The 15,304-nt window shown below is 70.1% G+C and carries 11 protein-coding genes; 8 read left to right on the forward strand and 3 right to left on the reverse strand.

Annotated elements, in window-relative coordinates:
- Window positions 1-62: 62 nt before the first annotated feature.
- Window positions 63-1,286 (reverse strand): type VII secretion-associated serine protease mycosin, encoded by a 1,224-nt coding sequence (gene mycP, locus OG395_RS19175; RefSeq protein WP_327244060.1) that lies wholly within the window; start codon window positions 1,284-1,286, stop codon window positions 63-65.
- Between the two features lie 46 nt (window positions 1,287-1,332).
- On the reverse strand, window positions 1,333-2,883 hold the full coding sequence (gene eccB / locus OG395_RS19180) for a type VII secretion protein EccB (RefSeq protein ID WP_327244061.1): 1,551 nt from the start codon (window positions 2,881-2,883) through the stop codon (window positions 1,333-1,335).
- 225 nt (window positions 2,884-3,108) lie between these two features.
- Between eccB and eccE the strand changes: the two genes are divergently transcribed.
- The 8 genes from eccE (at window position 3,109) to OG395_RS19220 (ending at window position 14,263) form a co-directional block, all read left to right on the forward strand.
- Window positions 3,109-4,473 (forward strand): type VII secretion protein EccE, encoded by a 1,365-nt coding sequence (eccE, locus tag OG395_RS19185; protein WP_327244062.1) that lies wholly within the window; start codon window positions 3,109-3,111, stop codon window positions 4,471-4,473.
- A complete protein-coding gene (locus tag OG395_RS19190; protein WP_327244063.1) occupies window positions 4,473-5,195 on the forward strand; it encodes a hypothetical protein in 723 nt (240 codons plus the stop codon). Before eccE ends, OG395_RS19190 begins: the two co-directional genes overlap by 1 nt.
- A 296-nt stretch (window positions 5,196-5,491) precedes the next feature.
- Window positions 5,492-8,062 (forward strand): SCO5717 family growth-regulating ATPase, encoded by a 2,571-nt coding sequence (locus tag OG395_RS19195; protein WP_327244064.1) that lies wholly within the window; start codon window positions 5,492-5,494, stop codon window positions 8,060-8,062.
- A gap of 197 nt (window positions 8,063-8,259) precedes the next feature.
- Window positions 8,260-10,137 (forward strand): ABC transporter substrate-binding protein, encoded by a 1,878-nt coding sequence (locus tag OG395_RS19200; RefSeq protein WP_327244065.1) that lies wholly within the window; start codon window positions 8,260-8,262, stop codon window positions 10,135-10,137.
- Between the two features lie 94 nt (window positions 10,138-10,231).
- Window positions 10,232-11,314: an ABC transporter permease gene (locus tag OG395_RS19205; RefSeq protein WP_327244066.1), complete on the forward strand. Its 1,083-nt coding sequence runs from the start codon at window positions 10,232-10,234 to the stop codon at window positions 11,312-11,314.
- Complete coding sequence (locus tag OG395_RS19210; RefSeq protein ID WP_327244067.1) at window positions 11,311-12,246, forward strand: ABC transporter permease; 936 nt, start codon at window positions 11,311-11,313, stop codon at window positions 12,244-12,246. The genes OG395_RS19205 and OG395_RS19210 overlap by 4 nt, the downstream gene beginning before the upstream one ends.
- On the forward strand, window positions 12,243-13,271 hold the full coding sequence (locus OG395_RS19215) for an ABC transporter ATP-binding protein (protein ID WP_327244068.1): 1,029 nt from the start codon (window positions 12,243-12,245) through the stop codon (window positions 13,269-13,271). Before OG395_RS19210 ends, OG395_RS19215 begins: the two co-directional genes overlap by 4 nt.
- Complete coding sequence (locus tag OG395_RS19220) at window positions 13,268-14,263, forward strand: ABC transporter ATP-binding protein (RefSeq protein ID WP_327244069.1); 996 nt, start codon at window positions 13,268-13,270, stop codon at window positions 14,261-14,263. The genes OG395_RS19215 and OG395_RS19220 overlap by 4 nt, the downstream gene beginning before the upstream one ends.
- Window positions 14,264-14,337: 74 nt before the next feature.
- Here OG395_RS19220 and OG395_RS19225 read toward each other — a convergent pair whose 3' ends face one another.
- Window positions 14,338-15,291 carry a bifunctional riboflavin kinase/FAD synthetase gene (locus OG395_RS19225; protein WP_327244070.1) on the reverse strand — a complete coding sequence of 318 codons (954 nt, stop codon included), beginning with the start codon at window positions 15,289-15,291 and terminating at the stop codon, window positions 14,338-14,340.
- Between the last annotated feature and the right edge of the window lie 13 nt (window positions 15,292-15,304).

Below are 15,304 nucleotides of genomic sequence, written 5' to 3' on the forward strand. Positions count from 1 at the left end.
CGCCTCTCCCCAACTGCACTTTATGAGAGAGGAGTTACTTCACCGGGGCGTGTGCTCACCGCTCACTGCACACCCCGCCGTCGCCGGAGATCCCGGACGACGGTCGCGGTACCGGCGACCACGGAGATCAGCACGGCCGCCAGGACCAGTGCGTACGTCGCATACCGCTCGCTGCGCTCCTGCGAGGTCTCGGACATCGACAGCCGTGCCGGGTCGGGGGCCTGGGCCTTCGGCGGTCCCGCGTCCGGGTGGGCGGCGTCCTGCGGAGTGTCGTCGCCGGAGAGTGCACGGACCGGGTCGACGACGCCCCAGCCGACGAAGTCGTCATGGCCGTTGACGGAGCGTTCAGCGGTCTGTTCGATCCGGGCGACGATCTGGGCGGCCGTCCATTTCGGGTACTTGGCGCGCATCAGGGCGGCGACCCCGGCCACGTACGGAGCGGAGAAGCTGGTGCCGTTGTCGGTGCACTGGCCGTAGCCGGGGACGGTGGAGACGATGTCGACACCCGGTGCGGCGACGCCGACGAACGCACCGGCCTGGGAGAAGGGGGCGCGTTCGTTGTTGCGGTCGGACGAGGCGACGGCGAGGACACCCTCGAAGGCCGCCGGATACGTGCTCCGCAGCTTGCCGTCCATGCCGTCGTTGCCCGCGGAAGCGACCACGACGATGTTCTCGTGGAGCGCCCTGGCCACCGCCCTGCCCAGCGCGGATGTGGGTGTCAGCGGCTTCGTGGTGTCCTGGGAGATGTTGATGACCTGGACCCCTTCGGCGATCGCATGGTCGATCGCGGTGGCCATCGTGGTGTCCTTGCCACTGTTCTTCTCGTCGTTCTGGCGGATCGGGACGATCGTGGACTCGGGGGCGAGTCCGACGAAGCCGGTGCCCTTGCGGGGGCGGGCGGCGATGATGCCGGCGACCTTCGTGCCGTGGCCGACCTCGTCGACCGTGCCGTCGCTCTTGCCGCCCTGCAGGTAGTCGGCGCCCGCGGAGGCGTCGACGGCGTCCTGGAGCTGGGGGTTGGTGTTGTCGACGCCGGTGTCGATGACGGCGACGCGGACGCCCTTGCCCTTGGTGTCCTGCCACAGTTCGTCGAGGAGGACCCGCTGCAACGACCAGGGGCGGCCGGCGAACTGCTTCTTCATCGGGAACGTGCATTCGCCGCTGCCGTCCAGGGCCGGCCGGTCGGTTCCCGGGGCGTCTTCGGCGGCGTATGCGGCGTGCGGCGCCGCGAGTGCGGCCAGTGCGGCGCCGGCCGCCGTCAGGAGGGCCGTCTTCCGGTACAACATTCGTTCCTCTCCCCCGGGTTCCACGAGCTCCGAGCGGGTGTCCCGGTCACGAGCCCTGGGGCTGACGGGCGCTGTTGGTGTCGAGCCGGGGTCCCTTGGACAGGAACTCGGACCAGGCGATCGGTACGAGGGCGGGCGCCACCTTTTCGTATCCGAGCCTGATCTGCGCCTGGCTGGGCTCGGGGCGGCCGTCCGTCCGGTTCTGCTGGTCGCCGGCTCCGATGTCGGAGCGTGCGGCGTCGCTGTCGCCGTTCGCCTGTACCGCGTACCGCAATCCGGTGTCGGTCACCAGGAAGAGTGATCCGTCGGGGCGCGTCTGCGTCCCCCGGACCTGGGTATAGAGGAGACCGCTGCCGGGGGTGACGTACGTGCTGGTGCCACCGGTGCCGACAGTGGCGGGGTACGAGGTGCCCGCCCAGGTGCTCAGGGTCGTACGGCCCGTGTCGTCCACCGCGCGCAGCACGCTGCAGATGGTGTCCCGGCCGCCGCTGCCGCCCTCCACGGAGTTCACCTGGTCGGTCTTGCGGGCCGGCCAGTTCGCGGCCTGGCCGGCGAAGGTCACACGGTTGGGGACGAAGTTCTGCAGACCGACGGCGCGTGCCTCGCTGTCCAGGTTCAGCCCCGCGGTCTGCGGGGAGTTGATCAGCAGCCAGGCGGTGAACGCGGAGATCGGCTGAATCCTGCCGTCGAGCACGACGTAATGGCTGATGCCTTCGCCGTTCCTGGTTCTGAGGACCATGCCGACCCGGTTCTCCTCGGCGGAGAGCCGGCCCTGGACGTGTGCGGGCACGCCGACCGTGCCGGGGATCCGCGGGAAGACGATCGGGCTGCCGTCGTGCAGCGTGGCCAGCCAGTCGTCGGTGACGGACTGCGGAAGCCGGCTGCCGACCAGGGCGCTGGTCAGATGGCCGTTGTCGGCGGCGGTCTCGTCAATGCGGTACTTGGTGCCGCGCGCGTCGACGAGGTAGCGGGCGCCGGTCTGGCCCTTGACGTAGAGCACCTGGCCGCCACTGAGCTGCTTTCGGCCCTCGGTCAGCTTGTTGTCGCGTTCGGCGAAGACGAAGGCGGCCTTCTGCACGGTGTTGCCCTTGCCGCCGGGCTGAACGCAGACCGCCCACCGCTTCGCCGTGCCCGCGTCCTTCGCCTCGGGCAGCCGGTCGGGGGCGTACGGGATGCCGAGGATCGGTCCGCGCGGCGGTTTGCCCGCGTCGAGGATGTCGTCGGGGACCTGGATGACCTCGTACTGCTGCGGGGTGAGGAGCAGCCGGGCCGAGGCGAGGTTCAGTACGGGATGCAGCAGGGTCTTTTTCTTCTTGCCCTTGCCGGTGGTGAGCACCACGTAACGGGTGGTGGACTTCTTGCCGACGATCACCTTGGCGAAGGGCTTGTCCCAGTCCTTGGGTGCCGTGGGCTTGAACATGCCGTAGGCGCCGAAGCCCGCGAGGATCAACGCCCCTACCACCATGCTCGGCAGGACGGCGCGCAGCGGGCGCGGGGCGCCCTCCTCGGAGCCGGTGGGCGAGGGTTGGAGGAATGCCGCCACCGTGCGTTTCTTCGCAAAGGTGTACGCGTTGAGCTCATCCCGCCGTGATGCCATGAGTTCGTCTGTCTCCCGTGTCTCCCCGCGCGGCTCCAGGAGTTCGTGTCCCCCGACCTCTGTGCCGGACCCCGGTTGCCGGACCTCGCTGCCGGACCGGCCCCTACTATGCCTGTCGATGGCGGGTGGCCGCGGGGCGGGTAAGGTGATCCAGCCGCCAAAGCCCCCGGCGGGACTGGGGGTGATCGGGTCGAATGGGGGCCTAATGAACGGGGGAATGCCGGAATGGTGGGTTCCGCGACGCGGACACGTCCGGCCGGTAACACACGGCTCTCCGGTCCTCCCCGGACCACCGGAGCAGCAGCCTCCGGCGTCCCGGACCGGGGCGCCCACGGCCCCGGCGGACAGGCCTCGCCGCGACTGGACGGACGTCCCGGGCGCGTTGGTTCGTTCCGATTGCAACAACTCGTGTTGATCGAGATCGCGGCCGCGCTGCTCTTCGCCGCGTGGGTGGTCGAACCCCTGCTGCTGGTCCCGGCCACAGTGTTCGCCGCGCTGCTGGTGATGCTCGCCGTAGTCCGCAGGCACCGCCGTTCGCTGCCGGAGTGGCTGGCCACCGCGCTCGCCCTGCGCGCACGCACCCGCAGGGCCGCCTCGCTGGTGCTGCCCGCGGGTACCGAGCCGGGGATCGCGCCCGTCGTCGAGTGCGACCCGGCTCTGCGTACCTACGCGTTCAGCGACCGCGACCGGCGGCCGGTCGGCATGATCGGCGACGGTACGTTCGTCACAGCCGTCCTGCAGATCGAGTCGGACGCCACGGCGCTGCGGCCCGACCGGTCCGCGCGGCCGCTGCCCCTGGCGCTCGTGAGGGATGTGCTCCACGTCGACGGTATCCGTCTGGAGTCGGCGCAGATCGTGCAGCACACCCAGCCCGCACCCGCCCCGCATCTGCCCGCACAGTCCGTCGCGGCGCGCAACTACGCGCCGCTGCAGGCGCAGACGGGGTCGCCCGCGCTCCGGATCACCTGGATCGCACTCAAGCTCGACCCCGAACTCTGCCCGGAGGCCGTGCAGGCGCGCGGCGGCGGCATCGTAGGGGCGCAGAAGTGCGTGGTGCGCGCCGCCGACCAGCTGGCCAGCCGGCTGGCCGGGGCGGGATTCCGCGCGACAGTACTGACCGAGCAGGAGTTGACTTCGGCGATCGCGACCTCGGCCTGCGTCAGCCAGATGGCGATGGCGCAGGCGGGCCGGACCGGGTCGCCGGTACGGCGCACCGCGGAGACCTCCCGGACCTGGCGCTGCGACGACCGGCGTCACACCACCTACTGGGTGGGCCGCTGGCCGCAGTTCGGCACCGGCGACGGTAGCGGTGCGGGGAACGGCGGGGCGTCCATGCCGCAGCTGGTCGCCCTGCTCACCTCGATCCCGGCGCTGGCCACGACCTTCAGTTTGGCGATGAGTCACACCGCACGGCAGGAGATCTCGATCGCGGGGCACGTCCGGATCACCGGGCGCAGCGACGAGGAACTGGTGGCCGCGCGACACGAGTTGGAGCGCACCGCGCGTGGCGTGAAGACGTCACTGGTTCGGCTCGACCGCGAGCAACTGCCCGGCATGCTCGCCACACTGCCGCTCGGGGGTACCCGCTGATGTCATCCTCCACCCGTGCTCGCACCCGGCTGGGCATCGGGCTGATCGGACCGCGACGGGAGCGGCACACGGTCTCCGTCGACCAACTGGCAGCACTGGCACTTCCGGTGGGTGACGACGGCACCGTGATCGGCGTGGACGCCGAAGGGCGGCCCGCCGTGCTGGGCCTCAACCGGCCGACCCCGTACGACGTCGCGCTGATCGGCGGGCTGTGGACGGCACAGGTGCTGGCGCTGCGGGCGGCGGCGACCGGTGCCCGGATCGTGGTGGAGACCGGCCGCGCCCACGCCTGGGCGACTCTCGCGCAGGCGGCCGGCGGCGGCCGGCCGTGCATCTCGCTGCACGACGTGGGGCGGGTGCCGCCGCAGGGCGCCTCGGCAGGCAGTCCGGTGGTCGTGGTGCGGGACTGCGGCATGCGGCCGCCGCGCGGGCGCGTGGTGTCCGGTCCCTGGCAGTCGGTGCTGACGTTGCTTCCGTATCTGAGTCCCGTGGCGCCCCGGCTGATCGAGAAGTCGTCCCTGGTGGGGATTCAGCGGGTGTCTCCCGATGAAGCAACGCAGATCGGGCGAATCGCGCACCTGTCGGCGACCGAGACGCAGGCGCTGTCGACTCTGGCGGACGGGGTCACCCTCTGGTGCGGGAAGGGGGACCGGCAGTTCGTGATGACTCAGGCAACCGATGCCGAGAGCGGACTGCTGGGCAGTGCGCGCCGGATGGACTGAGCGTACGGAGCGTTCGGAATTCCGTACGCAGATGTACAAGTTTGACCGCTTCGCCGTTCACCATCCGCCGCACTCGGTTCACTTGAGGACAGTGAGTGATGCACGGGACAGCTCTTACGGTGCCCTACGGCCTGCCGGAGCGGGCCCGATGACGATTAGGGTGGGTCCGGGCGCGGCAGAAGACCTGCGGGCAGGCAATGCGCGCCCCGAGGGGGAGAGCCGGGCGGTTCGGAATACGGGAACGGCCGCCCCCACCCACCACGGCACAAGGGTGCTCGACCACACCAGGAGGCAAAGTGAACGGCGATCGGGACGAAATCCGAGGGGGCTGGAACAGGCCCGTCGACGAGTCGTCCGACGCGGAACCCGCCGAGATGACGGGTGAGTTCACCATCGACTACACCCCGCCCGCCTGGTACACGCAGAACGCGTCGGGGGACTCGTCGGGCGGGGCCGGAACGCACATGGCGCCGCCTCCGACGCCCAATGGGGCGCCTGTGTCCGCGCCCGGGCTGCCGACCGGGGGCGGCTTCGAACCCGACTGGACCCCGGCGCCGCCCGCGCCTGCGCCCGCTCCGCCTGTGGCGCCTGTGGCCCCTGTGGGTCAGACACCTCCGGTCGCTTCCGCCGCAGCTCCTTCGCCCGCCTCTGCGGAGGGCGTGGGGAACGGTGCGCCGGATCCGTTCGGGGGTGGTGATGTGGAGAGCGGCGCGACCATGCGGTTCTCACCTGCCGCGCTGAAGCGCGAGATCGCGGAGCGGGAGGCGGCTGCGCTGGCGGCTGCGGACGGGGTGCGGGTCGGTTCCGGTGCCGGCTCCGAAGCCCCTGGCGACGGCCCGGTCGGTACGGCCACGGGTGTGACGGCCGGAGCCGATTCCGCCCCGTCGGATTCCGTCCGGTCCGAGCAGCCCGAGCAGCCCAGCCGGGCCGATGCCGCGCAGCCTTCGGACGCGGAGGCCGACAACGGTACGGACTCCGTGGCCGAGGGCGATGTGGCGGGTGACGGCGCCGACGATCCGTCCGACGCACCCGCCGACTCCGTGCCCGCGGCTGCCGCTCCGGCTCCGGCACCTCAGGACGCCACGCCGCCCGCCGCCCCGACGCCGTGGGCCCCGGCGCCGCCCGCGCAAGGCGGCCTGCCGCCGCTGCCGCCCTCCTTCCAACCCGCCACTCCGCAGCCCAACGCGCCCCAGCCGGCGCCGCAGTGGCCCGCGACGGCTCCGGCTCCCGCTCCGGCGAGCGAGGCGCCCGGTGGTTACGGATTCCCGAACGCTGCACGGACACCGCAGCCGCCTCAGGCACCGCAGTTCCCGCAGCCCGCACCGCAGCCGCCCGCTCAGGGAACACCAGCACAGCAGGGCAGTTACGGATTCCCCCAGCCGCCCCAGGCACCGCAGACACCGCAGACACCGCAGTGGCCCGCACAGCAGGAAGCAGCACAGGGCGGTTACGGATTCCCCCAGGCGTCCCAGCCCCACCAGGCGCTCCAGCCGCCCCAGGGACCCCAGCCGCCGGTTCAGGGCGCTCCGCACCTGCCCGCGCCGATCCCCCCGCAGCCGCCCGCCCACCAGCAGCTGCCGCCGCAGCAGCAACAACAGCCGCCGCAGGGACCGCCCGTGGATCCGCGGACCGGGACGGCCTGGCCGACGGCGGTCACGCATGACCAGCGCGAGCGGTCCGTACCAGGTGCTCCGCTCGGCTACACGGCGGCCGTTGAGCTCTCCTCCGACCGTCTGGTCCGGGGTAAGCAGAAGGCGAAGAGCAGCCGCGCACCGTCCGCTGCGTCCCGCTTCAAGCTGGGCAGCAAGAAGGAGGAGATCGAGCGGCAGCGCAAGCTCGACCTGATCCGTACACCCGTGCTGTCCTGCTACCGGATCGCGGTCATCAGCCTGAAGGGCGGTGTCGGGAAGACCACGACGACCACCGCGCTCGGCGCGACGCTGGCCACCGAGCGGCAGGACAAGATCCTCGCCATCGACGCCAACCCGGATGCCGGTACGCTCGGCCGCCGGGTGCGCCGCGAGACCGGGGCGACCATCCGTGACCTGGTCCAGGCGATCCCGTACCTCAACTCGTACATGGACATCCGCCGCTTCACCTCGCAGGCGCCGTCCGGCCTGGAGATCATCGCCAACGACGTGGACCCGGCGGTCTCGACGACCTTCAACGACGAGGATTACCGGCGCGCGATCGACGTCCTCGGCCGGCAGTACCCGATCATCCTCACCGACTCGGGCACCGGTCTGCTCTACAGCGCGATGCGTGGGGTGCTGGACCTCGCCGATCAGTTGATCATCATCTCGACCCCGTCGGTCGACGGCGCGTCCAGCGCCTCCACCACACTGGACTGGCTCTCGGCGCACGGGTACGCGAATCTGGTGCAGCGGTCCATCACTGTCATCTCCGGGGTCCGCGAGACCGGCAAGATGATCAAGGTCGATGACATCGTGCAGCACTTCGAGACGCGCTGCCGGGGCGTGGTCGTCGTCCCGTTCGACGAGCATCTGTCGGCCGGTGCCGAGGTCGATCTCGACATGATGCGTCCGAAGACACGTGAGGCGTACTTCAATCTCTCCGCGATGGTGGCCGAGGACTTCGCGCGCGCCCAGCAGCAGCAGGGGCTGTGGACCTCGGACGGCAGCAACCCGCCGCCGCAGTACGCCCCACCGATGCCCGGACACCAGATGCCCGGTCAGCAGCCGTACGGACCGCAGCAGCCGGGTCAGTCGTATCCGCCGCAGCAGCCCCAGGGTCCGGGACAGCCGTACCCGCCCCAGCAGCCCTACCCGCCGCAGCCGGGTCCCGGCGGACAGCAGAACGGCTGGCAGCAGCAGCCTCCGCAGCTGCCGCCAGCGCCTCAGCAGTAAGGCATCAGAGGTCTGAACCAATGAGGGCCCGCACCGTTCCCACGGTGCGGGCCCTCTGCGCATTCCTGCAGCCCACACGCCATTTGGCACACCGTTGACGCGGCTCGACCACCGCTGATAAACCTTCGCTTCACCAGCTGGCGAACCAGAGATCAACCCGCCTTCTCCGTGCGAGTCATGACGCGAGGTCCCTGTCCATGGTCACAAGAGTCCCACCACCCTCCGCTCAGCCACGCTCACGTCTGCGTACCCTCCTGGCTTCCGGTGCCGCGGCCCTTGCCCTGGCCGCGGGGTCGATCGTCCCGGGGATGCCCCTCGGCGCCGCGCCCCAGCAGGCACAGGCCGCCGACAACGGCAAGACGACGCTGACCGTCGCGGTCGCGCAGAGCGTCGACTCGCTGAGCCCGTTCCTCGCTCAGCGGCTCATGAGCACCAGCGTCCACCGGCTCATGTACGACTTCCTGACCAACTACGACGCCAAGGACAACCACACGATCCCCGGCCTCGCCACCAAGTGGGAGCCGTCCGCGGACAAGTTGACCTGGACGTACACCATTCGGTCCAACTCCAAGTGGTCGGACGGACAGCAGGCCACCGCCGAGGACGCGGCGTGGACCTTCAACAAGATGATGACCGACGAGGGCGCTGCCACCGCGAACGGCAGCTTCGTCGCCAACTTCAAGAAGGTGACCGCGCCCAGCCCGGACAAGCTGGTCATCGAGCTCAAGGAACCGCAGGCCACCATGGCCGCGCTCGATGTACCGATCGTTCCCAAGCACGTCTGGGAGAAGGTCGGGGACTTCTCGAAGTTCAACAACGACACGAAGTTCCCCATCGTGGGGAACGGGCCGTTCATCCTGACCGACTACAAGGTCGACCAGTATGTGAAGCTCAAGGCCAACAAGAACTTCTGGCGCGGTGCGCCCAAGTTCGACGAGTTGGTCTTCAAGACGTACAAGGACCAGGACGCCGCGGTCGCCGCGCTGCGCAAGGGTGAGGTGTCCTTCGTCGCGGGCGCCCCCGCGCTGACGCCCGCCCAGGCCGCGTCCCTCAAGGGCGACAAGAACATCAAGGTCAACGAGGGGCCGGGCCGCCGCTTCTTCGCACTGGCGACCAACCCGGGCGCGCAGACCAAGGACGGCAAGAAGTTCGGCAACGGCAACAAGGCCCTGCTCGACCAGAAGGTGCGTCAGGCGCTCTTCCTCTCGGTCGACCGCAAGACCATCATCGACAAGGTCTTCCAGGGGCACGCCGTCGAGGGCCAGGGGTACATCCCGCCGCGCTACGGGGACTACTTCTGGCAGCCGTCCGACAGCCGGACACTGACGTACGACCCGGCCCGGGCGGCCAAGCTGCTCGACCAGGCGGGCTACAAGCTCAAGGGCGACCAGCGTGTCGGCAAGGACGGCAAGCCGCTCGACCTGCGCATCCTGTGCCATGCCACGGACCCCAACGACAAGGCGATCGGCAAGTACCTCAAGGAGTGGTGGGGCAAGCTCGGCATCGGGCTGAAGGTGGACTGCCTCGACGACGTCTCCGTGCCCTGGTATGCCGGTGAGTACGACCTCGCGTTCGACGGCTGGTCCGTCAACCCGGACCCGGACTTCGTCCTCGGCATCCACACCTGCTCCGCCCTGCCCGCCAAGGCCAAGGAGAGCGCCGCCACGGACAACTTCATCTGCGACAAGACGTACGACGAGCTGTACAAGAAGCAGCTCGCCGAGTACGACCCGGCCAAGCGGGCGGACACCGTCAAGCAGATGGAGTCGTGGTTGTACGACTCCGGGTACATGAACATCATCGCGTACCCGAACGCGGTCGAGGCGTACCGGACGGACCAGATCAAGTCCATCACCACGATGCCCGAGGCGGCCGGCAACATCTACGGCCAGGATGGGTACTGGAGTTGGTGGTCGGCCGTTCCGACGGCCGACGGCAAGAGCGGTTCGGGCAGTGACAGCGGTGGCAACTCCACCGGTGTCGTCATCGGCATCGTCGTCGCCGTGGTGGTGCTCGCCGGTGGCGGGTTCCTCATCACGCGTCGCCGCCGCACCACGGCGGAGGACCGCGAATAATCACGCGAACGGGATGAGAGGGACCGGCAGCACGGGGTAGCGACACCCTCCCTGCCGGTCCCTCCAAGTGCAGCACGAGTAACGAGAGTTCCCCATGACAGCTGACAGCACTCCGGCGCTCGTGCAGAACGCGGATGCGGACACCGCCGGCCCGGCTGCGGCCGGGCCGGCGGCCGCCCGCGGCCCACGGGCGCGCAACACCAAGGCCTATCTCCAGTACGTGGCAGCCAAGATCGCGGGAGCGGTCGTCTCACTGTTCGCCGTTCTGGTCACCAGCTTCTTCCTCTTCCGCCTCATCCCCAGCGACCCTGTGAAGCAGATGACCGGCGGCCGCCGCGTCTCCGCCGAGCAGCTGGATTCGCTCAGACACCAGTTCGGCCTCGACCAGCCGCTCTGGAAGCAGTTCACGAGTTACGTGGGTGACGCGCTGACCGGGGACTTCGGTACCTCGTTCCAGTTCCACGCCCCCGTCATCGACAAGATCACCGAGGCGCTCCCGGCAACGTTGCTGCTCACCGGCACGGCGTACGTCCTCTACACGGCGCTCGGCATCTGGCTGGGCACCCGTACGGCCTGGCGCAACGGGTCCCGCAGCGACCGCTTCAACACCGCGTTCGCGCTCACGCTCTACTCGGTGCCGTCGTTCTGGCTCGGCCTGCTGCTCATCATCGTCTTCTCGGTGGGCATCGGCCCGATCCCCGGCATGTTCCCGACGGGGGGCCTGGAGTCGGGCGGGGAGACCGGCTTCGCGTACGTCATCGATGTCGCCCATCACCTGGTGCTTCCCGTGATCACACTGGTCGCGGTCGGCTATGCGCAGACGCTCCTCGTGATGCGTTCCTCGCTCCTGGACGAGATGGGCAGCGACTATCTGACGACGGCCCGCGCAAAGGGGCTCCGTGACGATGTCGTACGGCGCAAGCACGCCGTCCCGAACGCGATGCTGCCGACATTCACACTGATGTTCGTGAACCTGGGCCATGTCGTGGCGGGCCAGATCCTGGTCGAGACGGTGTTCTCCTGGCCTGGTCTCGGCGGTCTCTTCTACCAGGGGCTCAGCGTTCCCGACCTCCCCCTCGTCCAAGGACTGTTCTTCGTCTTCGCCACTGCGGTGATCCTGGCGAACACCCTCGCCGACGTGCTGTATCCGCTGCTCGATCCCCGGGTGGGCCGATGACGACCGAACCATTGCAGGTGCAGAACGAAGCGGGCGTGACCACGAACCCGCGCGCCCTGGCCCGGGCCCGTAAGCGCCGGTCCCTGGCCCGTTTCTGGCGGGAGTACCGCACGCACCGGGGAGGCCTGTGGGGGCTGGCCGGGCTCATCCTGATCGCGCTGATCGCCGTGTTCGCGCCCACGCTGGCCGGCGCCGACTCGCAGAGCGTCACCGCCGCACCGGGCGGCGCCCTCGAATCGCCCAGCGGAGAATTCCCGCTCGGTACCGACCAGTTCGGACGCAGCGTCCTGGCACTCCTGGTGTGGGGTGCGCGCGTCTCGCTCACCGTGGGACTGCTCGCCGCGTTCCTGTGCGTGGCGATCGGCACGGTCGTCGGTATCGTCGCGGGCCACTTCCACGGCTGGTACTCGACAGTGCTGATGCGGGTCACCGACTGGTTCCTGGTGATGCCGACCCTGGTTCTCGCGATCGCGCTCGCCACCGTGATGGACCGCTCCATCTGGACGATCATCATCGCGATCGGCGTCACAACCTGGCCGACCACGGCCCGGCTCGTCCGTGCCCAGACGCTCGCCGTGGAGTCACGCCCGTACATCGAGCGCGCCCGCGCGCTGGGCGGCGGGCACGGGCACATCATGGCCCGTCATGTGCTGCCGAACGTGATGCCGCTGGTGCTCGCGCAGACCACGCTCGTGATCTCCAGCGCAATCCTCACCGAGGCCACGCTCGCGTTCCTCGGCCTCGGCGACCCGACCATCACCTCCTGGGGCGGCATGCTCCAGGACGCGCGTGAGGCGGGCGCGGTGAGCGCGGGCGACTGGTGGTACCTGGCACCGCCCGGCGTCGCCATCGCCCTGGTGGCCCTGTCGTTCACTCTGTGCGGCCGCGCGATCGAGTCCGTCCTCAACCCCAGGCTGGGGGTGGCCCGTTGAATACACCGAGCACACAGAAAGCACCCCTGCTGGACGTCCGCGACCTCTCGGTCACGTACGCCGGCGGTGCCCGCGCGGTCCGCGGCGTGAACCTCACCGTCGACGCGGGCCAGAAGCTCGGCATCGCCGGAGAGTCGGGCTGCGGCAAGTCCACCCTGGCACTGGCACTGCTGCGGCTGCTGCCCGCCGGGACGAAGGTCTCCGGCCGGATCCTGCTGAACGGCGAGGACGTCCTCACCATGAAGTGGGGCCAGGTCAGGGCGGTGCGCTGGGCAGGTGCCTCGATCGTGTTCCAGGGCGCGATGCATTCGCTGAACGCCGTGCACCGCATCGGGGACCAGATCGCCGAGCCGATCCTGCTGCACAGGAAGGCCACCCCGTCCGGGGCGAAGAAGAAGGTCGGCGAACTCCTGGAGCAGGTGGGACTGCCGGCATCCCGCGCCGACTCCTATCCGCACGAGCTCTCCGGGGGCCAGCGACAGCGCGTGATGATCGCGATGGCGCTCGCCTGCGATCCGGGCCTGATCATCGCCGACGAGCCGACGACCGCCCTCGATGTGATGATCCAGGCCCAGATCCTGCGCCTGATCGAGCAGCTGGTGTCCGAACAGGACCTGGGTCTGATCATGATCAGTCATGACCTGGCCGTGCTCTCGGACACCTGTGACCGGCTCGCGGTGATGTACGCGGGCCGGGTCGTGGAGGAGGGCCCGGCGTCCCAGGTCTACGAGGACGCGCACCATCCGTACAGCAAGGCACTGTCGGGCGCGTTCCCGCGCATCGGGGACCCGGCGTCCCGGTTCGCGCCCCGAGGGCTGCCCGGCGATCCGCCTGACCCGTCGGCCCTGCCCGCCGGCTGCACGTTCCATCCGCGCTGCCCGGTGGCGCTGGACTCCTGCACCACGCAGGACCAGGAGCTGCGGGAGTCGGATGCCCTGCGGCGGGCCGCCTGTGTGCTGGTGGAGCCGGGGGCGGCCGGCGCCGCACCCCGGCAGGGTGCCGAGGAAGCAAGGAGCACAACATGACCACCCCCACTCCCCTGCTGAGCGCGGAGGAACTGAAGGTCGCCTTCCCCGGCCGGCGCGGAGCCGCGACGGCGCGCGCGGTGGACGGTGTCGACCTGGACATCCGGCCGGGCGAGATCGTCGCGCTGGTCGGCGAGTCCGGGTGCGGCAAGACGACGCTGGCGCGTTCCCTGCTGGGGCTCGTCCCCCCGACGTCCGGCCGGGTCACGTTCGGCGGCAAGCCGCTCGCCTACTCGGGCCGTGCCCTGAAGGCGTACCGCAAGCGCGTCCAGCTCGTACTGCAGGACCCCAGCGGCTCGCTCAACCCGCGGCACACGGTGTACGACGCGGTCGCGGAGGGGCTGCGGATCCACGGGTACGGGGGTGATGAGCGGGCGGCGGTCGCGGAGGCGCTGTCACGGGCGGGGCTGCGGCCTCCTGAGCGGTTCTTCCTGCGCTATCCGCACGAGCTGTCGGGCGGTCAGCGCCAGCGCGTCGTGATCGCGGGCGCCCTCGTCCTGGAACCGGAACTCATCGTTGCCGACGAACCCGTGGCCTCACTCGACGCCTCGGTGCGCGGTGAGATCCTGGCCCTGCTGCTGCGACTGAGGGACGAACTGGGACTGTCCGCACTGGTGGTCACGCACGACCTGGGGCTGGCGTGGAACATCGCCGACCGGGTCGCGGTGATGTATCTCGGCCGGATCGTGGAGACGGGCGAGGTCGAGCAGATCCTCACAGCTCCGCAGCATCCGTACACCCGGGCACTGCTGTCCGTGCTGCCTGAGGCCGAGGGCGATCCGGTGATCCTCACGGGCGAGCCGCCGGACCCGACCAAGGTGCCGTCCGGCTGCCGGTTCCATGCCCGCTGCCAGGTCCTCGCTTCCGGCGAGGCCGAGCGGGCGGGGGTGGCGGATGCCTGCCGTACGAAGGATCTTCCGGTGCTCGCGGGCAGCGGGGAGACGCAGGTGGCGTGCCACTGGGCGCACGCGATGGCGGGCGTGGAAATCTGACGCCGTCCCCGCCATGGACGCCTCCGGCCGGGACCGCTGCCCGCGGTCCCGGCCGGAGGCGTACGCGAGGAAGGTCAGCCGCGGTCGTACGCCGCGATCAGTTCATCGGCCCGCTTCACATCGGCGGCCATCGCCACCAGCAGGTCGTCTATCGAGTCGAACTTCTGCATCCCGCGGACGTACGCGAGGAAGTCGACGGACACATGGAGCCCGTACAGATCAAGGCCGACGCGGTCGATCGCGTACGCCTCGACCGTCCGCTCCGTACCGTCGAACTGCGGGTTGGTGCCGACCGAGATCGCGGCGGGCATCGCCTCGTCGTCCACGTTCAGCCAGCCCGCGTACACGCCGTCGGCAGGGATCGCGGTGTGCGGCAGGGTCTCCACGTTCGCCGTCGGGAAGCCCAGTGCGCGGCCGCGCTGCGCGCCGCGGACGACGATGCCCTCGACCCGGTGCGGGCGGCCCAGAACCTCGGCTGCGCCCGCCACATCGCCCTCGGCAACGAGCCTGCGGGTGAGGGTGGAGGAGAACGGGTCGCCGCCGCCCGCCTCGCCGCTCAGAACCAGATCGATGACCTCGACGCCGTAGTCGTACGTCGCGCCGAACTCGGTGAGCAGCTGCACGTTCCCCGCGGCCCTGTGACCGAACCGGAAGTTGGGGCCCTCGATCACGAGTTGCGCATGCAACTTGTCGACCAGCACCTTCACGATGAAGTCGGCGGGCGCCAGCTTCGAGAACTCGGTGGTGAACGGCAGGATCAGCAGCGCGTCCACGCCCAGCTCGGCCATCAGCTCCGCGCGCCGGTGGTGCGGGGCGAGCAGCGGCGGGTGGCTGCCGGGCCGTACGACCTCGCTGGGGTGCGGGTCGAAGGTCACGACGACCGACGGCACGCCGAGCTCGCGCGCCCGGTCGACGGCTCTGCCGATGATCAGCTGGTGCCCGCGGTGCACCCCGTCGTAGGAGCCGATGGTGACGACGCTGCGTCCCCAGTCCTGGGGGATGTCCTCCAAGCCACGCCAGCGCTGCACTCTGACCGCTCCT

The sequence above is a fragment of the Streptomyces sp. NBC_01320 genome (assembly GCF_035974375.1).
Classification (GTDB): domain Bacteria; phylum Actinomycetota; class Actinomycetes; order Streptomycetales; family Streptomycetaceae; genus Streptomyces; species Streptomyces yanii.

Coding starts and splice junctions, on each gene's coding strand:
- mycP (WP_327244060.1), bottom strand. CDS start 1,286: ATGTTGTACCGGAAGACGGCCCTCCTGACGGCGGCCGGCGCCGCACTG.
- eccB (WP_327244061.1), bottom strand. CDS start 2,883: ATGGCATCACGGCGGGATGAGCTCAACGCGTACACCTTTGCGAAGAAA.
- eccE (WP_327244062.1), top strand. CDS start 3,109: ATGGTGGGTTCCGCGACGCGGACACGTCCGGCCGGTAACACACGGCTC.
- OG395_RS19190 (WP_327244063.1), top strand. CDS start 4,473: ATGTCATCCTCCACCCGTGCTCGCACCCGGCTGGGCATCGGGCTGATC.
- OG395_RS19200 (WP_327244065.1), top strand. CDS start 8,260: ATGGTCACAAGAGTCCCACCACCCTCCGCTCAGCCACGCTCACGTCTG.
- OG395_RS19205 (WP_327244066.1), top strand. CDS start 10,232: ATGACAGCTGACAGCACTCCGGCGCTCGTGCAGAACGCGGATGCGGAC.
- OG395_RS19210 (WP_327244067.1), top strand. CDS start 11,311: ATGACGACCGAACCATTGCAGGTGCAGAACGAAGCGGGCGTGACCACG.
- OG395_RS19220 (WP_327244069.1), top strand. CDS start 13,268: ATGACCACCCCCACTCCCCTGCTGAGCGCGGAGGAACTGAAGGTCGCC.